Annotated in this window: 21 protein-coding genes and 2 pseudogenes; 7 read left to right on the forward strand and 16 right to left on the reverse strand. The window is 71.5% G+C overall.

Translation table 11 applies throughout. From position 1 onward, the window contains the following. Window positions 1-54: 54 nt before the first annotated feature. The 13 genes and pseudogenes from ACFRMQ_RS01090 to ACFRMQ_RS01150 all read right to left on the reverse strand — a co-directional run bounded on the left by ACFRMQ_RS01090 (window position 55) and on the right by ACFRMQ_RS01150 (window position 9,384). The gene (locus ACFRMQ_RS01090; RefSeq protein WP_380725497.1) at window positions 55-720 is read right to left on the reverse strand and encodes a recombinase family protein; all 666 of its coding nucleotides are present in this window, start codon (window positions 718-720) and stop codon (window positions 55-57) included. Window positions 721-734: 14 nt separating this feature from the next. Beyond that, the gene (locus ACFRMQ_RS01095) at window positions 735-1,127 is read right to left on the reverse strand and encodes a hypothetical protein (protein WP_380725499.1); all 393 of its coding nucleotides are present in this window, start codon (window positions 1,125-1,127) and stop codon (window positions 735-737) included. After that, the gene (locus ACFRMQ_RS01100) at window positions 1,124-1,684 is read right to left on the reverse strand and encodes a phosphotransferase (protein WP_380725501.1); all 561 of its coding nucleotides are present in this window, start codon (window positions 1,682-1,684) and stop codon (window positions 1,124-1,126) included. Before ACFRMQ_RS01100 ends, ACFRMQ_RS01095 begins: the two co-directional genes overlap by 4 nt. A gap of 75 nt (window positions 1,685-1,759) precedes the next feature. Beyond that, on the reverse strand, window positions 1,760-2,770 hold the full coding sequence (locus ACFRMQ_RS01105) for a GNAT family N-acetyltransferase (RefSeq protein WP_380725503.1): 1,011 nt from the start codon (window positions 2,768-2,770) through the stop codon (window positions 1,760-1,762). Between the two features lie 467 nt (window positions 2,771-3,237). Next, window positions 3,238-4,041 (reverse strand): annotated as a pseudogene (locus ACFRMQ_RS01110) (Tn3 family transposase); the annotation flags it as partial. 80 nt (window positions 4,042-4,121) lie between these two features. Next, a pseudogene (locus ACFRMQ_RS01115) lies at window positions 4,122-4,238 on the reverse strand (ABC transporter); the annotation flags it as partial. Between the two features lie 525 nt (window positions 4,239-4,763). After that, window positions 4,764-5,126 carry an ArsR/SmtB family transcription factor gene (locus tag ACFRMQ_RS01120; RefSeq protein ID WP_380725505.1) on the reverse strand — a complete coding sequence of 121 codons (363 nt, stop codon included), beginning with the start codon at window positions 5,124-5,126 and terminating at the stop codon, window positions 4,764-4,766. A 761-nt stretch (window positions 5,127-5,887) separates the two neighbouring features. Further along, window positions 5,888-6,370, reverse strand: a complete 483-nt coding sequence (locus ACFRMQ_RS01125) for an ATP-binding protein (RefSeq protein WP_380725507.1) — start codon at window positions 6,368-6,370, stop codon at window positions 5,888-5,890. Window positions 6,371-6,464: 94 nt separating this feature from the next. After that, window positions 6,465-6,821 carry an ArsR/SmtB family transcription factor gene (locus tag ACFRMQ_RS01130; protein ID WP_380725509.1) on the reverse strand — a complete coding sequence of 119 codons (357 nt, stop codon included), beginning with the start codon at window positions 6,819-6,821 and terminating at the stop codon, window positions 6,465-6,467. Between the two features lie 2 nt (window positions 6,822-6,823). After that, a complete protein-coding gene (locus ACFRMQ_RS01135; RefSeq protein WP_380725511.1) occupies window positions 6,824-7,015 on the reverse strand; it encodes a hypothetical protein in 192 nt (63 codons plus the stop codon). 367 nt (window positions 7,016-7,382) lie between these two features. Further along, a complete protein-coding gene (locus ACFRMQ_RS01140; protein ID WP_380725513.1) occupies window positions 7,383-8,321 on the reverse strand; it encodes an ABC transporter ATP-binding protein in 939 nt (312 codons plus the stop codon). A gap of 109 nt (window positions 8,322-8,430) precedes the next feature. Beyond that, window positions 8,431-8,835 (reverse strand): hypothetical protein, encoded by a 405-nt coding sequence (locus tag ACFRMQ_RS01145; RefSeq protein ID WP_380725515.1) that lies wholly within the window; start codon window positions 8,833-8,835, stop codon window positions 8,431-8,433. Window positions 8,836-8,940: 105 nt separating this feature from the next. Continuing rightward, window positions 8,941-9,384 carry an arsenate reductase ArsC gene (locus ACFRMQ_RS01150; RefSeq protein ID WP_380725517.1) on the reverse strand — a complete coding sequence of 148 codons (444 nt, stop codon included), beginning with the start codon at window positions 9,382-9,384 and terminating at the stop codon, window positions 8,941-8,943. Window positions 9,385-9,789: 405 nt separating this feature from the next. Between ACFRMQ_RS01150 and ACFRMQ_RS01155 the strand changes: the two genes are divergently transcribed. From ACFRMQ_RS01155 to ACFRMQ_RS01170, 4 genes are all read left to right on the forward strand, one after another. Further along, a complete protein-coding gene (locus ACFRMQ_RS01155; RefSeq protein ID WP_380725519.1) occupies window positions 9,790-10,389 on the forward strand; it encodes a class I SAM-dependent methyltransferase in 600 nt (199 codons plus the stop codon). 198 nt (window positions 10,390-10,587) lie between these two features. Beyond that, window positions 10,588-10,914 (forward strand): ArsR/SmtB family transcription factor, encoded by a 327-nt coding sequence (locus ACFRMQ_RS01160; protein WP_380725521.1) that lies wholly within the window; start codon window positions 10,588-10,590, stop codon window positions 10,912-10,914. Next, a complete protein-coding gene (gene arsB, locus ACFRMQ_RS01165; RefSeq protein WP_380725523.1) occupies window positions 10,911-12,020 on the forward strand; it encodes an ACR3 family arsenite efflux transporter in 1,110 nt (369 codons plus the stop codon). The genes ACFRMQ_RS01160 and arsB overlap by 4 nt, the downstream gene beginning before the upstream one ends. Window positions 12,021-12,025: 5 nt before the next feature. Beyond that, window positions 12,026-12,151, forward strand: a complete 126-nt coding sequence (locus ACFRMQ_RS01170) for a hypothetical protein (protein ID WP_380725525.1) — start codon at window positions 12,026-12,028, stop codon at window positions 12,149-12,151. Window positions 12,152-12,221: 70 nt separating this feature from the next. On the opposite strand, the gene ACFRMQ_RS01175 is transcribed toward ACFRMQ_RS01170, so the two are convergent. Together ACFRMQ_RS01175 and ACFRMQ_RS01180 are read right to left on the reverse strand one after the other, a co-directional pair. Next, window positions 12,222-12,725, reverse strand: a complete 504-nt coding sequence (locus tag ACFRMQ_RS01175) for a GNAT family N-acetyltransferase (protein WP_380725527.1) — start codon at window positions 12,723-12,725, stop codon at window positions 12,222-12,224. Between the two features lie 34 nt (window positions 12,726-12,759). Further along, a complete protein-coding gene (locus ACFRMQ_RS01180; protein WP_380725529.1) occupies window positions 12,760-13,122 on the reverse strand; it encodes an ArsR/SmtB family transcription factor in 363 nt (120 codons plus the stop codon). A gap of 178 nt (window positions 13,123-13,300) precedes the next feature. Here ACFRMQ_RS01180 and ACFRMQ_RS01185 point away from each other — a divergent pair, with 178 nt between their 5' ends. Continuing rightward, window positions 13,301-14,701: an NAD(P)-binding domain-containing protein gene (locus ACFRMQ_RS01185; protein ID WP_380725531.1), complete on the forward strand. Its 1,401-nt coding sequence runs from the start codon at window positions 13,301-13,303 to the stop codon at window positions 14,699-14,701. Window positions 14,702-14,857: 156 nt separating this feature from the next. Then, window positions 14,858-16,660: an amidohydrolase gene (locus ACFRMQ_RS01190; protein ID WP_380725533.1), complete on the forward strand. Its 1,803-nt coding sequence runs from the start codon at window positions 14,858-14,860 to the stop codon at window positions 16,658-16,660. Between the two features lie 129 nt (window positions 16,661-16,789). On the opposite strand, the gene ACFRMQ_RS01195 is transcribed toward ACFRMQ_RS01190, so the two are convergent. Next, window positions 16,790-17,527, reverse strand: coding sequence for a peptidase inhibitor family I36 protein (locus ACFRMQ_RS01195; protein ID WP_380725535.1), 738 nt, complete (start codon window positions 17,525-17,527; stop codon window positions 16,790-16,792). 1,235 nt (window positions 17,528-18,762) lie between these two features. On the opposite strand from ACFRMQ_RS01195, the gene ACFRMQ_RS01200 reads away from it, so the two are divergent. Next, complete coding sequence (locus tag ACFRMQ_RS01200) at window positions 18,763-21,579, forward strand: DUF6603 domain-containing protein (protein WP_380725537.1); 2,817 nt, start codon at window positions 18,763-18,765, stop codon at window positions 21,577-21,579. The last annotated feature ends 11 nt before the right edge of the window (window positions 21,580-21,590 follow it).

Genomic DNA, 21,590 nt, shown 5'->3' on the forward strand with positions numbered 1-21,590 from the left:
GTGAGTAGTTGGCGTACAGAAAGTGCCGGTGAGATTGATCCTGCTGGAGTCGGTCTACTCCGCCGGCGCTTCGATCTGACGGGGCACGGTGCCAACGCGTAGCTCGCGCAGGTCTGGGATGTGGTTGTAGAGGGTGCCCGGGGAGACGCCCAGCAGCTTGGCGATCGAGGTGATCGAGCGGCCGGGGTCGGGCAGCAGGTCGCGGGCGGCGCGGATGACTTCCTCGGTGGCGACGCTGGGGCGTCCGCCGACCCGGCCGCGTTCGCGGGCGGCGGCCAGGCCCTCGTTGGTGCCGATGACGATGAGTTCGCGGATGAACTCCGCGAGGGCGGCGAAGACGTGGAAGACGAGCCGGCCGCCGGGGGTGGTGATGTCGAGGTTCTCGTGCAGAGAGGTGAAGCCGATGCCGCGGGTGCGGAGTTCGGCGACCATGTTGATGAGGTCCTGGAGGCGGCGGCCGTAGCGGTCGAGCGAGGGGACCACGAGGGTGTCGCCGGGGTCGAGGAAGGCGTGGCACGCCTTCAGCTCGGGGCGGAGCGCGTTCTTGCCGGACTTCTTGTCCGCAGAGATCTTCCGGCATCCGGCGGCGGTGAGTGCGTCGAGCTGTCGTTCGAGCTTCTGCCCGCTGGTCGAGACCCGGGCGTATCCGATCTTGATCTCGGTGCGGATGAGTGGTTCGGCGACGAGGAGGCCCGGCTCGGCCGGTTCGGGGGCGGTCATGGACCCGGGTCATGTCAGAAAACGGTGGTCCCGGGTTGTTGAATGCCCTTGGTTTTTGAAGGCCGTGATGCGGGGAGCCGGTCGATCATGGCCTGCGCGATGTCGGCCGGCCGTGGCAGGCCGGGCGGGGCCGGGACAGCGATCAGGTGGGCCAGGAGTAGGGGCTCGCCGCGGGTCTCCTCGTCCACGGGCTGGAGCTTGAGCAGGGCGGCACTGCCGTCCGGCCGACGGACGGGGAGGGCCAGCGCGACGACTCCGTGTGCGGCGGAGCCGTCCAGGCGCAGGTCCCAGCGGTGGAAGAAGTCCTCGGCCAGGTCCGGGAGAGCGTCGGTCCAGGTCCGCCAGGCTTCACCGGCCAGCGAGGTAGTCAATGCGGCGGGCACCCGGATGGGGTGGCGGGCGGTCACCGCGTCACCTGCTCGTGGCTGGCGAGGACCTCGCGGATGACGTGGCGGGCGCTGGCCGCGCGCTGAGGGTTGGAGTCCTTGTAGTAGGGGAGCGCGACCAATGCGATTGACAGGGCCCACCCGCGGCCACGGTCCCAGGCGTCGTCGTCGGCCCCGAGGGCGGTGCGGAACTCCTCGCGCGCGTGTGCGGGCAGCAGGTTCCACGCGGGGATGAGATCGACGCTAGGGTCTCCCACCCCCGTGAGCCCGAAGTCGATGACCCCGGCCAGCCTGCCCTGTGCGGCAAGGATGTTGAACGATGCGAGGTCGCCGTGGAACCACTGTGCCGGCCCCTCGTACGCCGGTACGTGCAGGGCCTGTTCCCACGCGGCCGTCGCTGCGGGTACGTCGATCAGTCCGCCCAGGTCGGCCAGCGCGGCACGCACCTCCTCGTCCTGCGTGGTGAGGGGCAGACCCCGGCGCGCGGCCGGGGCACCGGTGGTGTCGACACCGCGCAGGGCGGTGATGAAGCCGGCGAGGTCCCGGGCGAGCCCGAGGGGATCGGCGAGCCGGTACATGGCGTTGTCCGTCCCTGCGGACCGGACCGGTGCGAGCCGCAGGTCGGCCCAGTGGGGGAACTGGGCGACCAGCAGTCAGCGCACGTGAGGTTCATCGATGTCCGCCTCGTCGGCGTGCATCTTGCCGACGGCAGGTGTCGTGCGCTGCTTCTCGAAGTGGGTGCTGCCGTCCGGCAGATCCCGCAGCGCGGTCCAGCCGAGCCGACGGTAGAAGCTGGGAGCGCGGCTGGAGGTATCGGTGGTCAGCCAGACGGTCGCATGGCGCTCGAACAGGAACGCCTCCGCGCGCTGCATGAGCATGCGCCCCAGACCGCGCCCCTCGAACTGCGGGCGGATGAAGCATGCGAAGACGCTGCCGGCCTCGGTGTCCGCCATCGCGAACCCGGCGGCCTGCCCTTCGACCTCGGCGATCCACAGACACGGGGACGCAGCCAACGCCTCCTTCACCGACTCCTTCGTGATCCCGAGCTCGGTGAGCTGCTCGTGCGAGAGATGGTTCTCGCGCACGCTGGTGCGGATGTCGAAGACCGCATCGATGTCGGCCTCGCCGGCGATCCTCACCGCCAGCCCCTTCACCAGAGGACGCTCGTAGCGGTCGTAGACGGTTCCACTCTGCTCACGGATCCGGCGGACCAGGGTGAAGCCCGCCCGCAGGGCGACCCGTGCGGACGCCTCGTTCTCCGGCTCCGCCTTCATCACCGCGCAGATCGCACCCTGGTCGGCCGCATACCGGCACGCCAGGTCGACCGCGCGGGTCGCCAGTCCCCGTCCGCGCCAGGCCGGGTAAAGCCCGTAGGCCACGTTCACCTGACCAAGCTCCAGACCCTCGCCCTCGAACCGCAGGTCAACCGTGCCGGCCAGGGTCTCTTCGGCACCGAACCGGATACCGAAGGCCCGCAGCGGCCCGTCAGCCTCCCACTGCTGAGCGCAGTGCACGAGGTACGCCTCGACGCTCTCCCGGGTTCCGGGGCCGCCATTCAGCCAGCGCACCAGCTGTGTGTCCTCCCCGGCCAGGTGCGCCGACGCATCGTCGAGACGCAGGAGGGAGAGGGCGACGGTGCCGTCGGACAGGATGTGATTACGCATCCCGCGATTGTCGCAGCCGACACACATCCGGACAATCCGATATTTCGGATATCTCGTTCTGGTAGGTGCCGACACACTGGGGAGAAAAGTGTGAACGGTGTGATGGTGGAACACCTCTGCATGGCCGACGCCACCGTCATCTACCCGCGATGGAAGCGATGCGACGCGGTCAGCGGGTTCGATCTTGCAGACGGTCAGGCCGCCACCGACGCCCCTTCCGCAGGGCCGACACCATCTCCTGCGCCAGGCGATTCCTGCCCCGACGGGTACGCAGGCTGCCCATCAGGGCACCCCCCGGAATGCCGGGCCCATGCCGTGGGCAAAGGAGCATCGTGCTTCCCGCCACCACGCCCGATCAGCGCAGACTCCACGGCAGCCCTTCAGGTCGGCAGGTCGAGCAGGCCGGACGGGAACAGGGCCGCTGCCCTCTGGCTCTCCTTGCCTGCCAGTCATGGGTCACACGAGCCCTAATCCCCATCACCGTCTTGTTCGTCAGGTGCGTTCGGGTCCCGGAGCGGTCGCAGGCCCTGGCCGGGGCCGTTGGCCTTGATGTTGAACAGGTAGCGGCCCAGGAAGTTGATGTGCCGGTCTTTGAGCGGGGAGAGGCGGGCGACGTCCTCGTCCTTGATGTCGTGGCCCTCGGCGCGGAGCTGGGCGACGGCGGCATCGAGGTAGCGGGTGTTCCACAGAACGACGGCGCGGAATCCGAGCATCTTGTACAGGCCGAAGGCCATGTCCGAGTACGAGGCGTTGTCGGTTGCGACCATCTCCGGCTTCACCCCGCCCTCGAGGTTGAGCAGGATGTCCAGGGTGTAGAGGCTGTCGCGCGGGGTGCCGCGTACGACCATCGCGCCGATCCCGGCGGCCTGGTCGTTGACGGCGTTGAGCCAGGTCACGCCGCGTTTGTAGCCGTATTATTTGGGCGAGGGGCCGCTGTTGATGCTCTTGACGGGGACGACGAAGCGCAGGCCGTCGACGGAGGCGAGCAGCCCGCCGCCCCACATCTGGGCCAGCTCGATGCGGGACTGGGCGGTGATGAGCGCGGCGTTCGCCGCGGCGATGGTGTCGGCTCGCAGGTAGTTCTGGTCGACGTGGGACAGCCGCGAGCGAGTCAGCTACTTGTTCTCCGGGTCGATGACCGGAGTCAGGCCGATGTTGCAGCTCTCCGCCACCAGCAGCGCGACCAGGGAGACGAGCAGGCCCTCCATCCGGGTGCGCCGCTCGGAGACGTGCCCGAAGGCGTCAAGGAAGCCGGTCCAGGAGTGGACCTCTTGATCACGACCAAAGACGCTCCCTAGCCGGCCAAGATCAATCTCACCGGGATTTCCTGTACGCCGACTACTCACACCCGGTTCTCCTGGCCGGTGAGGAAGCCGTCCATCGCGGAGAACTGGCCGGTGACGCCGATCGCGGCCCGGACCGCGTCCGGCTCCCGGACCACGTCGTGGCCGGTGACCCGCATCCTGCCCACCCGCACCGGCGAGGAGGCCGACGAGCGGGTGCCCGCGTCACCATGACGGGCACCCGCTCCTCAACACCCCCGGTCCTGCCCAGACCGGGCTCCCGCCCCGATGCTGCCGCACTCCCGCCTGCGCGCGCCAGCCACACTCCCCGAAAGGGTGAGAGGTGCCAACCCGTTCGACACCCCTGTCCGAGGGCGCGCGCCTCGAAGCGGTCGCGGGCGGTGGCCGTCGGCTCCGGCAGGTCCACCCCCTCCAGACGGAGCCGCTTGCCGGACGGACCCGGGTTCGACCTCGGTCGTCCGCCGAGCGGTGGTGTGACGGTCACCCGCGTCCTGTGGCCGGAGGTGGCTGGTCGTCGCCGTCGACGGGGCGACCTGGTACGGCTGGGCGCTGCGGGTCACAGGTCGTTGCCGGCGTAGGAGAGGTTGAAGCTCTTGTTGGTGAGGGGAAGTCGGGCACGATCGTGTCCGCGAGGGCGACGGGCAGGGCGGGCCGGTTGAAGCAGGACGGGTCGACGATCTTGACGCGGCTCAGGTGGTCGTCCGCAGGTCGTCCAGCAGTTCGGCCTGGCTGGTGATGACGTCGCTGAGGATGCCGCGGGCGACCGTGAGGAGTTCGGCGACCTCGGGGGTGGTGAGGCGGTAGTAGACCGTGGAGCCCTCGCGGCGGGAGGAGACGAGCCGGGCACGGCGCAGCACGGCGAGTTGCTGGGACAGGTGTGCCGCCTCCACGCCGACCTCGGGGAGCATCTCGGCGACGGCGCACTCTCGCTGGCTCAGCAGTTCCAGGACCCGGATCCGCACGGGGTGGCCGAGCGTCTTGAAGAACTCGGCCTTCAGCTGGTACAGCGGGACGCTGACCACCGGAGGCGGGGCGGGGGCTTCGGCGTTCACGTCGTCACCGTCTCCATCAGCACTCGGAAAGCGGACCTCTACCTGCTTCGACTTTAGCAATTGCGTAGTTCATGTGATCGACAAGGGCACTCCGGCCGGCCTTCGCGGGTGGGGCCGTGGCGGTCAGCGCGCGACAGCGGGGCGGTCACGGTGCCGGTCCCACCCGGGGCCGGGAATTCGCTCGCCGCCGCCCTCCCGTCGGAGACACCACACCGCAAGGGCGGCGGCGAGCACGAGGACAGCCCAGCCGACCAGCAGGGGGAACGGAAGCCCGGGCCATCGGCAGTGGTGCCGCACACCTGGCGCGGTGCGGCACGACCCGTCCGGCGCCAGGTACGGAGCGGACGACACCACGGCACTGCGGCCCGGTGAGATACGCGCTCCTGCTCCCTTCGCTGTCCTCGCAGTTGCGAATCTTAGCAAATGATAAAGTCATAGCTCAGGAGGCCCCCGGAAGCGCCTCCTTCGGTGGGGCCGCCCTGGAACCGACGCCGGGGCGGCCCCGCCTCTGCGGCAGAGGCCACCCGGCGGCGGCGCACCGGGTCCCGGCGCCGCACCGGGTCCCGCCGAGCGCGGCTACCCGGCGCGGTGCCCGCCCATGCCTCGTCCATCGAGCCGGCCCAGCCGCGCTCGCGGATCAGCACAGCCTCGGCGAGGCGTTCGCGCGAGGCGGTCAGGTCGACGACATCGGCGGTCGTAGGCGTGCCGCGGTCGTCGTAGGGGTGATCTCGAAGCGCGAGGGTGTCCTTCCGGGGCCTGGGTCAGGGTGCGGGCTCGGCGGACAGGGGCAGTTGGACGCCCACGGTCTTACCCGCGCTCAGGGTGGAGGGGACGATGGCGAGACGGCCACCGAAGTCGTCGACGAGTTCGGCGATCACCCTCAGCCCCCCACCGGCCGCCACCGTCGGCACGCGGGGGTGCCGGTCGGCCACCAGGACTTCGAGGTAGCTGTCACCGAGGCTCAGGGTCAGCCCGAGCTCCGGTGAGCGCTCGGCGGCGTGGCGGACGCAGTTGGTCACCAGCTCGGTGACGATGAGCAGGGTCGCGTCCAGGACGGCCGCGCCGCGCGGCAGGCCCCACGTGGTGAAGCGGATCTGCGCGGTTCGCCGGGCCAGCGGAATCGTGGGCGGGAGCGCGGGGAGGGACAGAGCGAGGTGTCGCCCGGCGGCTACGGGCGGGTCCTCGTGAGCCGGCGGGACCCGTTCCCAGTCCCGCCGGTGTCGGCGTCCCCAACGGCGGCTCACCGCCGAAGCTTCCGGGGTGCGGTCATCGGTCGGCTCCGTCTCCTGCCGTGGCCTCGGCCGGGACGCCGCGGCAGGAGGGCCGGCTGTACAGCGCTCACGCGGTCTCCTCCCGGATGTCCTGCACGGCGGCCTCGCGCAGCTCGGCGAGCAGCGCCCCCTGGTCGGTGATCATCTCGGTGAGGATGCGGCGCGCGGCGCGCAGCAGCTCCGCGACGTCCGGCGTGCTCAGCGCGTAGACCACCGTGTTGCCCTCACGGGTGGCGGTGACCAGGCTGCTGCGGCGCAGGACGCCGAGCTGCTGAGAGAGGCTGGAGGGCTCGATCTCGATCGAGGCGAGCAGCTCGCGCACCGGGCGCGGACCGTCCTGGAGCAGTTCCAGCACGCGGATGCGCGCCGGGTGGCCGAGCGTGCGGAAGAACTCCGCCTTGGCCTGGTAGAGCGGGACGGCCATGCTCAGCCTTCTTCCCGTTCCTCGGCGGTGTGCTCGACCTCGATGCCGTGGTGGGCGGCGATCCGCAGGAGTTGCGCGACGCGACCGGCGTACGCCTGCGCGCCGTCCTCGTCGCCGGCCGCCCGAGCGCCGGCCCGCTGCCGCCGCGCCTCGGCGAGCTGCTCGCGGAGCTCCTGGTCGAAAACGTCACTCATGTGCCCCTCCTCGCCAGGGACATCGCCCCTGGGCCACACTCCTGCCGAATACAGGGCAGCATCATCTATGAACTTGAAGAATTCTTCAACTTTAGATCATCGCGGATCGACATCCGCGAGCCACCGTTCGGCCCGGTCGAGCGGACGCCGGTCGAGACCGGCACGTCCGTGCCCTTCGCCCAGCGGAACCGGCGGGCCGCACCCGCCGGCCACCCGGGCCTGCCGGCACGCCTGACTGTGAACCGGATCCGCGGCCTGCTCGTCCCCGCGCCGCCAGGCTCTCCACCGCCTTGATCGCGGGCGGACTCAGGCAGGCATCCCCGGTTCGGCGAGACCGCTCTCGTAGGCGATGATGACCGCAGCCGTCTCAGACATGGGTGCCGCTTCCTCCGTCGCCGGTGAGCTTGAGGAAGGCGTCCTCCAGCGATCCCGTACGGGTGCTCAGCTCTTCGAGCGGGAGATCACCCGCCGCCGCCAGCCGACTGACCTCGGCCGCCGTCATGCCGTCGACCTCCAGGCTGCCGTCGTGCGCGAGGTGCGCCGAGGCGCCCCTCCGCTCCAGTTCCCGGTGCAGGCGCAGGGGTTCGGAGATCCGCACCCGCACAGAGGTCCGTGCGTGGCGTCGGATGAACTCCGACGTGCCGGTCCGGGCGAGCAGCCGGCCGCGGCCGAGGACGACCAGGTCGTCCGCGACCGTGGACATCTCGGTCATCAGGTGGCTGGAGACGAGGACGGTCCGGCCTTCGGAGGCCATCGAGCGCAGCAGGTCGCGCAGCCACCGGATGCCCTCCGCGTCCAGGCCGTTGACCGGCTCGTCGAGCACCAGGACGGGCGGGTCGCCGAGCAGGGCCGCGGCCAGGCCGAGCCGCTGTCCCATGCCGAGGGAGAACGTGCCGGTCCGCCGCCGGACCGCTCCGGTCAGGCCGACCGTCTCCAGGACCTCGGCGACCCGTCGCCGGTCGATCCGGCTGCTCCGCGCGATCCAGCGCAGATGGTCGGCGGCGGTCAGACTTCGGTGCGGGAGCGCCGTCTCCAGCAGGGCGCCGATCTGCCGGGCGGGGTACGCCAGTTCGCGATAGGGGCGACCGGCGATGCGGGCGGATCCGGCGTCGGGGCGGGTGAGGCCGAGCAGCATGCGCATCGTCGTGGACTTCCCGGCTCCGTTGGGGCCCAGGAATCCGGTGACGGCGCCCGGCCGCACCGTGAAGGTGAGGCCCGCCACGACGGTGTTCTCCCCGTACCGCTTGGTCAGGTTCTGGACTTCGACCGCCTGACGAGTCTCGTCGGGCGGGTCCGTCGGCCGCATCGGTCCGGGGTCGGGATTCCGCGACGGGCCGCGCGGGCCGAACCCATACCCGCGGATGAGTCCGGCGGCCGTGAACAGGCCGGGTCCGGGACCCACGAACGGGTCGGGCTCAGTACGGCAGCGTCGCCACGATCCGGAAGCCACCGCTCGGCCGCGGCCCCGCGCTGAGGGTTCCCCCGTGCGCGGCGACGGGAGCCGCGGACAGCCCCGGTCGCCCCGTCCTGGTGACGGCCACCAGGTACAGGGCGTAGGCGGCGGCGAGGAAGAGAGTCGGCCCGACCCCGGCGGCCGGCGCCGCGCAGGCGCCGGTGAACACGACCACGAACACCGGGACCGGCCACAGCCGCCGTACGGCCAGCGGCAGCGCGGTGCCCAGGGACAGCAGCCACACGGCGGTGGCACCCACCTCGCCGCCGTCGGCCGGACGCAGCACCGACACCTGCGGAAGGAGCGCGAACCCGAGCGCGGCCGGCGCGTCCACCCTGATCAGGCGCCGACGAGGAGCATCACCCATGCGCCGAAGGTAGGGGCCGGTTCGAGGCGCGTCCAGTTCGGGTGTGGATCGGGGCCGGCGTGCGCCGCGATCGTGCCGGCCGGGCCGGAACCGACGACGAGCACGTCACCGACGCCGCTCCTGCGGTCGGCGCGACGGCTGCCTGGCGTCGATCTCGGCGATCAGGTTCTCGACCAGGGTCCTGATCTCGTCGCGGATCGGGCGGACGGCCTCGACGCCCTGGCCGGCCGGGTCGTCGAGCTTCCAGTCGAGGTACTTCTTGCCGGGGAAGTACGGGCAGGCGTCGCCGCAGCCCATGGTGATGACGTAGTCGGACGCCTGGACGGCCTCGGTCGTGAGGATCTTCGGCTTCCGGTCCGAGATGTCGATGCCCAGCTCGGCCATGGCGGCGACGGCGGACGGGTTGACCCGGTCACCCGGCATGGAGCCGGCGGAGCGGACCTCGACGCGGTCGCCCGCGAGGTGGGCCAGGAAACCGGCGGCCATCTGGGAGCGGCCGGCGTTGTGGACGCAAACGAACAGCACGGAGGCTACGGGGGCGGTGGTCATCTCGCTCTTCCTCGGAGACGGGGCGCGGCACGACACGATCGGGCGGGCACGGTCGATCCAGCGGTACGTCCTTGCGGCAGTCGTCGTGTCCGCGGACCGACCGCGCTGCGGGAACTCGGAGGCCTGTGCGGAGCGGCCACCGACACCGCCAAACGTATCACTAGAAAATGATGTCAGTCGATAGTGATGTGAATGCGGTAATGGACACTCCGCCCACGGGGCCGTGGGCTCGCGGGACCGGGGAGGGACTCCCCCGAATCCCCGGACGCGCGGTGAGCCGTCGGGACCGCCCGCGCGGTGAGCCGTCGGGACCGCCCGCGCGGGGGCCCTCACCAGCGCCGATGACGTCACCCTAGGATTCAAGGCATGGACCGGACCACGCTGCCACAGGGAGAACCCACACCGATGACGACGCGACGGACCCGCTGGCAGGAAGCGGGAAACAGCGGAGGCTTCGGCAAGCGGTTCGCCGAGCTGATCGCCGCCGGCGAGGACATCGACGGCGAGGCCAGGCTCGCCGACACGCTCCTGCCGCGCGGCGCCCGGGTGCTCGACGCCGGCGCCGGCATGGGCCGGGTGGCCGCCGCGCTCCTGAAGCGGGGGCACGACGTGGTCGCGATCGAGCCCGACGAGGCCCTGGTCCGGCAGGCCCGGGAGGCCTACCCCGGGCTGCCGATCGAGGAACGCGACATCCTCGACCTCGGCCCCGGCGACGGCCCGTTCGACCTGGTCGTCTGCGTGGGCAACGTCATCGTCTTCCTCGCCGAGGGCACCGAGCGCGCGGCGCTGCGCGCGATGCGCGACGTGCTCGGTGAGAACGGCCGGATCCTCGTCGGGTTCCACCTCCAGGACCCGCCGCCGCACGCCCGGACCTACCCGGCGACGGAGTTCGAGGCGGACGTGGCCGCCGCCGGACTGCGCGTAGACCTGCGGGCCGGCACCTATGAACTGCATCCCGCGAACGACGCCTACGGCGTCTGGGTCCTCAGCCGGGCCCAGGACTGACCCACGCGCCGGGGCCGGCGGCCGGGCCGTGGGCCCCGGAGCCGATCCGCTGCGGCCGACGGCACCGACGGCACCGTCGTCGAGGGAGTGCGCGGACGGCGAGCGCCCCTCGGCGGCAGCGACGCGCAGGCGCTTCGACCGGGGCGGATTCGGTGGCGGGCTTGGAGCCGCCGCCGGCATCGACTAACGTATCACCGCATGGTGATGTCAGCGGTTGGTGATGTGAATGACACGGTGGACGTGCTGAAGGCCGTGGCCGACCCACTGAGGATGCGGATACTCACCCTGCTCGCCCGCGAGGCCCTCTGCACCAGCCACCTGGTCGAGGAGACCGGCGCCCGGCAGACCAACCTGTCCAACCACCTCAGGATCCTCCGCGAGGCCGGACTGGTCGACACCGAGCCCTGCGGCCGCTTCACCTACTACAAGCTCCGCGCGGACGCCCTGGACGGCCTCGCCGGCCTCCTCGGCGACCTCGCCGCCACCGCCCGCGCCAACGCCGACTCGAAGAGGTCCTGCCCGTGACCGCCACCAGGACCACCGCTCCCCCGGACCACCCCGAGGCCGGACCGGTCGGCAGGCTCTCCTTCCTGGACCGCTTCCTCGCGGTCTGGATCCTGCTCGCCATGGGCCTCGGACTCGGCCTCGGCCGCCTCATCCCCGGCCTGAACGACGCCCTCGCCGAGGTCGAGGTCGGCGGTGTCTCGCTGCCGATCGGCCTCGGTCTGCTGGTCATGATGTACCCGGTGCTCGCCAAGGTGCGCTACGACCGCCTGCACACCGTCACCGGCGACCGCAAGCTCATGGCCTCCTCCCTGGTGATCAACTGGGTGCTCGGCCCCGCCGTCATGTTCGCCCTGGCCTGGCTCCTGCTGCCCGACCTCCCCGAGTACCGCACCGGCCTGATCATCGTGGGCCTGGCCCGCTGCATCGCCATGGTCATCATCTGGAACGACCTCGCCTGCGGCGACCGCGAGGCCGCCGCCGTCCTGGTGGCACTCAACTCGGTGTTCCAGGTCGTCATGTTCGGCGTGCTCGGCTGGTTCTACCTCGATGTCCTGCCCGGCTGGCTCGGCCTCGAACAGGACGGACTGCACTTCTCCGTCGCCAAGATCGTCGTCAACGTCCTGGTCTTCCTCGGCATCCCGCTGCTGGCCGGCTTCCTCACCCGCCGCCTCGGCGAGAAGAAGGTCGGCCGCGAGACCTACGAGCACACGTTCCTGCCGAAGATCGGCCCCTGGGCCCTGTACGGGCTGCTGTTCACGATCGTGATCCTCTTCGCCCTCCAGGGGAAGACGATCACTTCCCAGCCGCTGGACGTGGCCCGCATCGCCCTGCCGCTGCTGGCCTACTTCGCGATCATGTGGTTCGGCACCTTCGCCCTCGGCAAGGCCCTCGGCCTCGCCTACGACCGCACCGCCACCCTCGCCTTCACCGCCGCCGGCAACAACTTCGAACTCGCCATCGCGGTCGCCATCGCCACCTTCGGCGTCGCCTCCGGCCAGGCCCTGTCCGGCGTCGTCGGCCCCCTCATCGAGGTGCCCGTCCTCATCGCCCTCGTCTACGTCTCCCTGGCCTGGCGCAAGCGCTTCTCCCCCGCCGCCGTCACCACCGCGGCGAAGGAGTCCTGACTCCCGTGCACTGTCTGGAGTGCCGTTCCGCAGACACGACCAGCACCGCCGCCGGGGTCCGCCGCGGCTGCGGCGCCGGCGTCCGCGCCGCCCGCCAGGCCGTTGCCGAGATCGGCGACCTGTTGCGCTGACCCGCCGTCACGGGCGGTGCCGGGTTTCGGACAACGCAGGAATGCTCCGACGAGCAGCTGCCGCCCGGGGTCAGACGACGACGGGGCTGCGGTGCTCGATCAGCACGGTGTCCCGCCAGGTGCCGTGGTGGCGGGCGATGCGCTCACGGGTGCCGATCACCCGGAATCCGGCCCGGGCGTGGACGGCGAGGCTGGCCGCGTTCTCAGGAAACACCCCGGACTGGATCGTCCAGATCCCGGCCGCCTCCGTCGAGGCGATCAGCGCCTCCAGCAGCAGACGAGCCACGCCGCGTCCCCGGGCGCCCGGGTGAACGTAGACGGAGTGCTCGACCACCCCGGTGTACGCGCACCGGTCGGAGACGGCACTGACCGCCACCCAGCCGAGCACCCGGCCGACCCCGTCGAGGGCGACGAAGCGGTGGTCCGCCGACTTGGCCTGGTCGAAGCGCTCCCAGGTGGGCGCGCTGGTCTCGAAGGTGGCATTCCCACCGTCGATGCCGTCCTGGAAGATCGCGAGGACCTGCTCGGCGTGACCGGCGGTCATCGGCGCGATCGTGATGGTGGCGTCGGACATGGGGTGAGCGCTCCTGGGGATCGGGGCGACCGGGTCAGTGGCCGGCGCCGGCGAGCATGCCTGCCATGGCGGCGAGTACGGAGGGCTCGACGCGGTAGTAGACCCAGGTGCCGCGCCGCTCGGAGGTGAGCAGGCCCGCCTCGCGCAGCTTCTTGAGGTGGTGGGAGACGGTCGGCTGGGAGACGCCGACGTCCTGGATGTCGCACACGCACGCCTCCCCGCCGTCGTGGGAGGCGACCCGGGAGAACAGCCGCAGCCGCACCGGGTCACCCAGCGCCTTGAACATCGCCGCCATCCGCGCGGAGTCCTCTTCCGACAACGGCGCGGCGGTCAGCGGCGGGCAGCACGGCACGACGGTCTCGGGCTCCAGCACGGGCAGCACGTTCGAGTTCGACATACATCTATGTTGACATACATCAAATCACTGGAGATGCCGCCCGCCCCCGATCACCGCGACATCGACGGCCTCCACATCCTCTGATTCGACAAATGCCTATGTTGATATTCATCAAAGCAACTGCCACGCTGGAGCCGGAAGACTTCATCGACAAGTGTCGAAACAAAGGAGAACCCTCGTGAACGCCTCCACCGCCGAGCAGTTGCCCGTCGTCGTCATCGGCGCCGGACCGGTCGGTCTGGCCGCCGCCGCTCACCTGGTCGAGTACGGCGTCGAGCCCGTGGTGCTGGAGGCCGGCCCGTCGGCGGCCACGGCGGTACGCGCGTGGTCGCACGTGCGACTGTTCTCCCAGTGGGCTGAGGTCGTCGACCCCGCCGCCGAGAAGCTCCTCGCCCCGACCGCGTGGGTCCGGCCCGACGACACCGCGTACCCCTCGGGCAGCGACTGGGTCGCCGAGTACTTGCAGCCGCTCGCCGACGCCCTCGGCGACCGGGTCCGCTACGACGCCCGCGTCACCGGCGTGTCCCGGGCCGGCCGCGACCGGATCGTCGACGCCGACCGCGAGACGCGGCCCTTCACCGTTCACATCGACCACTCCGACGGCTCCGAGGAGCGCGTCCTCGCCCGCGCGGTGATCGACGCCTCCGGCACCTGGTCCACCCCCGGCCCGGCCGGCGGCAACGGCCTGCCCGCCCTCGGCGAGCGCGCCGCGAACGCGAAGATCTCCTACCGCGCCCCCGACCTGAGCGACCCCGAGACCCGCAGGCGGTACGCCGGCAAGCGCACCGCCGTCATCGGCGCCGGCGCCTCCGCGTTCACCGCGCTCGCCCTGCTCGCCGACCTCGCCGAGGACGAGCCCGGCACCCACGCCGAGTGGATCCTGCGCCGGGGCATCTCCGGCTCCACCTACGGCGGCGGCACCGCCGACCAGCTGCCCGAGCGCGGCGCGCTCGGCCTGCGCGCCAAGAAGGCCGTCGAGGAAGGCCACGCAAGCGCCCTGACCGGCTTCCGCACCACCGCCGTCGAGAGCGAGGGCGACCGGCTCGTCCTGGTCGACGAGGACGGCCGCCGCAGCCGGCCCGTCGACGAGATCATCGCGCTGACCGGCTTCCGCCCCGACCTCTCCTTCCTCGACGAGCTGCGCCTCGACCTCGACGAACGCCTCCAGGCCCCCGTCGCCCTCGCCGAACTGATCGACCCCAACCAGCACTCCTGCGGCACCGTCTACCCGCACGGCGCACGCGAGTTGGCGCACCCCGAGAAGGACCTCTACCTGGTCGGTATGAAGTCCTACGGCCGTGCCCCGACCTTCCTCTCCCGCACCGGCTACGAGCAGGTCCGCTCCATCGCCGCCCACCTCGCCGGCGACCACGAGGCCGCGGCCCGCGTCGAACTCACCCTCCCCGAGACCGGGGTCTGCGGCGGCGCCGGCCTCTTCGACGCCCCCGAAGCCCCCGACGCCGCCCAGGGCGGCGGCTGCTGCTCCGTCCCCGCCGCCCCCGAGGTCCTCACCCTCACCAGCGCCCCCCAGCTCATCACCCTCGCGACCGAGGCACCCGCCGAGACCAGCGGCTGCTGATCCACGCCCGTCGAAGTCGAGACCGCCGGCTCCGACGCACCCGCCGAAGCCGGCGGCCACTGCGCCACTCGGCCGCGTGAGCCGGATTCCCGATCAGTGGCCACGGGTAGACAGGCGAGCACGATGCGTAGCCAGTGACGACAGGAGGGAACCGGTATGAGCGGTCAGCCGGCCGGGACGACGGACGACGGCGACGCCCGGGTTGCGGCGCCGTACGAGGAAGCCGATGCCATCTTCCACGGCGGGGAGATCGTGACGGCCACCGCCGACTCCCGGGAGTCCGACCCCCGCCCCGAGGCGGTGGCGGTCAAGGACGGCGTCATCGTCCACGTCGGCGACCACCAGGAGGCCGTCGAGCGCTGGCAGGGGCCGCGCACACGGGTGCGCGACCTCGGCGGCCGCGCGCTGCTGCCCGGGTTCATCGACGCCCACGGCCACCTGGGCGGCATCGGGCTGCAGGCCACCCTCGCCAACCTGCTGGCCGACCCGGACGGCGACGTCACCGACCTCGCCTCGCTCCGGGAGAAGCTGCGCGCCTGGGCGAGGACACCGGTGGGCGCCGCGTCCAAGTGGATCATCGGGTTCGGCTACGACGACGCCATGCTCGCCGAAGGCCGCCACCCCACCCGCGAGGACCTCGACGAGGTGTCCACCACCCGGCCGGTGCTGGCCATCCACCAGTCCTTCCACCTCGGGGCGGTGAACAGCCTGGGCCTGCGGGAGTTGGGCTACACCAAGGCCACCGCCGACCCGGACGGCGGCGTCATCCGTCGCCGGACCGACCCCATCGATCGACCGTTCGGCGAGCCCAACGGCGTACTGGAGGAAACCGCCTTCAGCCCGGCCTCCGAGATGGCCACCGCCGGCCTGCCGTTGACCGCGCTGGCCGCCCTCTTCAGCAAGGGCATCGCCTCGGCCGCGAGCTTCGGCTTCACGACCGTCCAGGAGGGCGGCGCCACACTCAAGAACCTGAAGGCCCTGCGGGGCGCCGCCGCACTCGTGCCGTTCAAGATCGATGTCGTCGCCTACGCCCGGGCCGACGAGGCGACGGCCTCACCGGAGCCGGATCCGGTCGGCGCGAGCCAGGACTACAAGCGGGGCGTGCGGGCTGCCGGCGTGAAGATGTACCTGGACGGATCCCCGCAGGGCCGTACCGCCTGGCTCACCGAACCCTACGAGGAGCGGCCGGAGAACACGCCCGAGGGCTACCGCGGCTACCCCACCATCGAGGACCCCAAGGTCGTCCTCGACCAGGTACGCACCGCGTACGCCAAAGGCTGGCAGGTGCTCGCCCACGTCAACGGGGACGCCGCGATCGACCAGTTCGTCGAGGCGGTCGAGGCCGCCGCCGAGGAGGCCGGCCCCGGCGACCGGCGGACGGTGGCGATCCACGCCCAGACCGCCCGCGAGGATCAGATCGACGACTTCGCCCGCCTGGGCGTCATCCCGTCCTTCTTCTCGATGCACACCTTCTACTGGGGCGACTGGTACCGCAAGACCGTCCTCGGCGAGGAGCGGGCCGCCACCATCTCCCCCGCCCGCTGGGCCGTCGACCGGCAGATGGTCTACACCTCGCACCACGACGCGCCGGTGGCCCTGCCCGACTCGATCGCCATCCTCTCCAGCCAGGTCACCCGCCGCACCCGCACCGACCGGGTCGTCCTCGGGCCCGAGCAGCGCGTGTCGGCCCTGGACGCGGTCAAGTCCATCACCATCCACGCCGCCCACCAGTACTTCGAACAGGACCGCAAGGGCAGCATCGAGGTCGGGAAGCTCGCCGATCTGGTGATCCTCTCCGCGAACCCGCTGACGGTCCCTCCGGAGGAGATCAGGGACATCGAGGTCGCCGAGACCATCAAGAGGGGAACCACCATCCACTCCGCCGCCGGGGCGGCCACCGACGACACCGGGACCGGACTCGAAGTCCCGACCGACTACCAGTGGCACGGCTGCTGCTGACAGTCCCGCAGTCGCCGGCCCGCTCCTGCCCGCGCTCACGCACTGCGGCCGCCCCGGGACCCTGCCCCGGGGCGGCCGCACCACGCAGGCCACCGGCCTCGGCCGGGTGCTCCGCGGAGCGCCCGCCACTCAGCCCAGTTGCTGGGCGTTCAGGCTCGTCAGGTGCTCCTGAGCGGGGCTTTCCTTCGGGTAGAGGAGCTGGATGTCGATGGCGAGGTCGGTACCGGGGTCGATGGTGTGTCCGCCGCCCGCCGGGGAGCCGAGCAGGACACTGCCCTCGGTGCCGTCCCGCAGGATCTGACCCCAGAAGACATCGGTGAACCCCTTGTACAGGGAGGTCCCCTCGGGCAGGTCACCGAAACCGAGGGCCCACTTCACCACACGCGTCTCGGCGGCGCGCACGGTGACCCGGTAGGAGTAGATCCACTTCTGGGTCTCCCAGTCCTGCCACTTGCTCAGGAAGGACTGCTCGACGATCAGGTTCCCCAGGAAGGGAGCCGCCAGCGCCGACCGGGCCCGGTCGTTCCAGCTGCCGTTCGGGCTGTCGGCCATCGCGATCCGCGCCAGGTTCGCGATCGAGGACCTGCGGTCCACCGGCAGCGAGTGCCCCCGCTGGTCCGCGGCCGAGAAGAGCGCGTTGTCCTCCTCGGTGCGGTTGACGACGCTGCTCACCCCGTCACCGCTGTGGTCGAAGCCGTACACGGAGAAGTCGTTCACGGACGTGCCCACCGGAATGGCCAGGATCTTGTCCCCGACTCCCGGGGCCTGGCCGATGTTGAAGTTGGTGGCGCGGTAGAGGCAGAAGTTCCCCTCGGGGCACGCCTCTTCTCCCTGGCCGTAGATCAGCTGCGCCTTCTCGTCGCTCACCGTGTCTGCCTTCCTGTTGACGACTGATGGACCGGGACACCAGCAGCCGCAGGCTTGGTCAGGAGGCTGCCTGCGGCCGCGACCCCGGACCGCTCGCGGTGCTACGCTCGTGGACCATCATCCAGGAGCAGGTCTCGCTTGGGGTCGTTTCCGTGACATCGACGCAACGCGGCGTAACCGGCGCGGGATGGCGGGCCGTTGCCCTTCGGGGGCGGGCTGGTCAGCGGGCGAGGATGTGGCCGTCGTCGGGGCGGTGGTCGCGCGAGCGGCGCAGGTGCACCATCGAGTACGCGAGGGTGATGTGCCGTTCGGCGTCCACGATGTCGGCTTCCAGGAGGGCACACCGCGCGCCTCTGCCAACTCCGGTCAACGGATGGCAAGTTGATCGTAGAGGTCGGGGAGCACCGCCAGCAGGTCCTTCATCGCGGCCCGGAACGGCCTCCGATGACGGGCCCGAGCCGGATTCGGGCACGGCCGTCCACGGGATGGGCTCGGTGTCGGCGCCCGGCGCCGCGCCGGTGAGGTCGAGCACCGCCTGCCGCATCCCGGCCGCCTCCTGTGCCAGGTCGGCGCCCGACAGTGGCGCATCGCACAGGTCCTCCAGGCCACGGTGGATGACCAACGCGCCGTGCAGGGCGGCTTGTTGATCCGCTCGACCGGTCGGCCGCGGGTCGGCACGCCGGCCAGCACGCGCGCGGCCCGCTGTGCGGCGGCATCGACCGGCGGGCCCAGCACGGGGGCGGACCGTCCGCCTCGGGGCTCGCGGAAGACAGCGACAGGAGGATGACCGGCAACCGGCGATGAGCCCATGGTGGAGATAGTTCGCCGGGAACACGCCACGCCCCAAAACCTGATCAACCGTCAATTTCAGAGTAGCGCAGTGGAGTTGATCCGCATCGCCCGTGATGGCGAGGACTGATCCATAGCTCTGCGTGGGTTTTTCGGACACACGGGGCGCGGTTCACACGACCCTCGCGCCCTGCTGCCACTTCGCCGCGGCGCTCAGCCGCGGGCGGGATCACACCCGAAGGCGCACTACGGAGCGGTGATCATCGGACACGTGCCGTTATGGCGCGTTTCGGTCCTGCCTCTCGGGTGGTCGCTTCGATAGGTTCCTCCTGATCTTGGGAATCGCCATGTCCACGCGGCACGGCGTAGCCCGCCAGTCTCCGGCCCGGGCATTGCCGTCGCACGGCCGAACAGCCTGCCCGATTCCGTTCGAGGGAAGGGATCCTGTGGCGCTTCAGGTGGAGGATCTGCGCAAACTGTTCGACGGCGGAGGTTCCTCCGCCCCCGTGGAACTCCCGGGAGAGGCGTTCGACTTCCGGCACAACCCCTTCCTCGTGGTCGTCGCCGACGGCGTCCTGCGCCTGGAGCATGCCGCCTGCGACAGTGCGGCCGACCTCGAAGCCGCCGGCACCGCGGCCTCCGCACTGCGCGCCGAACCGCTGCCCGTACGCGTCACGTTCCATGGCCAGGGCGGCGAGGTGGCCGCGGTCACGCTCACGGCCGAACCCGCCCAACCCGCCGTCCCGGCTCACCTGTTGGCGCGTGCCCTCGGCCTGGAATGCGCCCCCCTGCCGTCGGCCGCCGGAGTCACGCGGTTCGACGTGCGGGCCGGCGCCGAGCGCCTGCTGCTCACGGGCAGTGGCCCTGGGCTGCGGCTGGCGCTGCTGTGCCGGGGCGGGCGACTGTTCGTCGCCGAGCTCCAGGACGACGCGGGCCGGACCTGGCGGGTCGTGGCCACGGACCGCGACCTGACGCAGGAGCAAGTCGGATCAGCCGCAGCCGTGTTGGCCGCCGAAGGGGCCCCCGCGCCCGCCGTCACGGGCGCGTTGCCCGCCGGCACCTGGCTGGTGCTGCCCGGTCCCGTGCTCGTACCGGTGCGCGGTGACAGCGCCCGGCCGGTGCTCGACGCGGCGCGGCGGGACGGGCTGGGCCGGGCCCTGCCGGCGAGGTCCCGGCCGGCACGCCCGTTGCCGGTGCGGCGGCGCGGCCTCGTCGCGTTCGCCGGGCCCGAGGGGTTCACGGTCGTCGCCTCGGCCCCCGCCGCCCGCAGTCCGCGCGGCTGGGGTATCGGCAAACCGTCCGACGGTGACGGCGTCGTGATCGGCTACAACAACCCGCCGCTGTCGGTCGACGGCGCCCTGGTGGCCCTGCCCGCCACCCCGCCGTACCGCACGGTGCTGGGCGGTGTGCTGCTGGTGGACGCCGGTGTGGTGGCGGGCAGCGCGGTGGGCGCCTACGTCGTGCCCCGGGACTCCGGGCTCCAGCCGTCCGTCTTCGCGTTCGGCGCGCTCGGTTCGGACAAGGGCATCGGACCGCCGCCGTTCCAGGTGCGCGGCGTCGCGCTCGGCCTGGGCTGGAACAGCCGGATCCGGCTGCCCGAGGTGGAGGCGATCAACGACTTCCCGTTCATCGCCGCGCTCAAGGATCCAGGGGCGATCGGGGGAGCCGACGGCGACCCGGTGGAGATCCTGAAGACGATCACCGGCGGCACCGACCCCTGGGTACGCCCGGCCCAGGACGAACTGTGGGTGGCGGCCGGGCTGGCGTTCAGCTGCTTCGAGGCCGTCAAGGGCCATGCGATGGCGGTCGTGCAGACCGGCGCGGACCTGACCGTCGGCCTGCTCGGACTCGCCTCCACCGAGTACCCGCCGGGCGGAGGCCGGACGTACGCCAAGGCCGAGATCGGCATCGAGGTCGTCGTCAAACCGAACAAGGGCGAGCTGCGGCTGGCGGCCGCGCTGACCCCGAACTCCTTCCTCCTGGACCCGAACTGCCGGCTGCGCGGCGGCGTCGCGCTCGTCACCTGGTACGGGCCCAGCCGGCAGGCCGGGGACTTCGTCTTCACCCTCGGCGGCTACCACCCCCGGTTCCGGCGGCCCGACCACTACCCGGCGCCGGCCCGGCTCGGCTTCGACTGGGACCTGACGGGCAGCGTCACCGTCTCCGGCGGCGTCTACTTCGCGATCACGCCGTCCGCCGTGATGGCCGGCGGCGAGCTGGAGGTGAACTTCCACTCCGGGATCCTGCGCGCGTGGCTCGTCGCCAAGGCGGACGCGCTCATCCAGTGGCGCCCGTTCCACTTCGACCTCGGCATCAGTGTCAGGATCGGCGTCCAGGCCCAGATCAAGATCCTCTTCGTCAAGATCACGATCAGGATCGAGATCGGCGCGAGCCTGAGCCTGTTCGGGCCGCCGACCGGCGGCGAGGCCACCGTCCACCTGTGGTTCATCTCGTTCACCATCCGGTTCGGGGCCGAGCGCGACGAGGGGCCGAGGTACCTCGACTGGGACGGCTTCAAGGACATGCTGCCCCCGCCCGGCAACCTCGTGCAGATCCACGCCGACTCGGGTCTGATCAGCGATGACTCCCTGGGCGGCGGGCACGGCGGGGCCTGGCTCGTCTCCTCGGCGGGCTTCGACTTCACCGTCGATTCCGCCGTGCCGATCACCGAGATGTATCTCGACAAGCGCTCCAACCCGGTGGCGGAGCGCGGCAGCCGGCTCGGCGTGCGCCCGATGGGCGAGAGCGGCCGCACCAGCACCCAACTCGTCGCCGTCACCCTGGACGGCGACCCGCTGCCGCTGACCGGCACCTGGCACGCCACCTTCCACCGGACCTCCGTACCGCAGTCCCTGTGGGGCACGGGCGCCCCCAACGCGCTGCCCGCCCCCGGCACCCAGCTGATCCACGAACAGCTGACCGGAGTGCGGCTGGCCTCCCCGGCCACCGAGAACGGCGAGTCCACCGGCTACATCTCCGCCGAGCACCTGGCCTTCGACCCGATGGAGCCCGGCGCCCAGCCGCTCGACCCCGGAGCGACGCCGGTCGGTCCCGTGCCGCGCCGCCTGGCCGGGGCCGGTGTCATCGACCGCATCCGCACCACCGTCGACGCCGCCCCGCAGCGCACCGCCCGGCGCGCCCTCGCCGAGGCCTTCACCGGCTTCGGCGTCGGCCTCGGTGAGCTCGACGGCGACCTTCCCGGCTATGCCCGCGCCGCCGAGACCGCCTTCACCGCAGCCCCCCTGCTCGTGCCGGCCAGCTGAGAGGTACGTAC

The organism is Kitasatospora sp. NPDC056783, assembly GCF_042789895.1.
In the GTDB taxonomy this organism is placed as follows: Bacteria; Actinomycetota; Actinomycetes; order Streptomycetales; family Streptomycetaceae; genus Kitasatospora.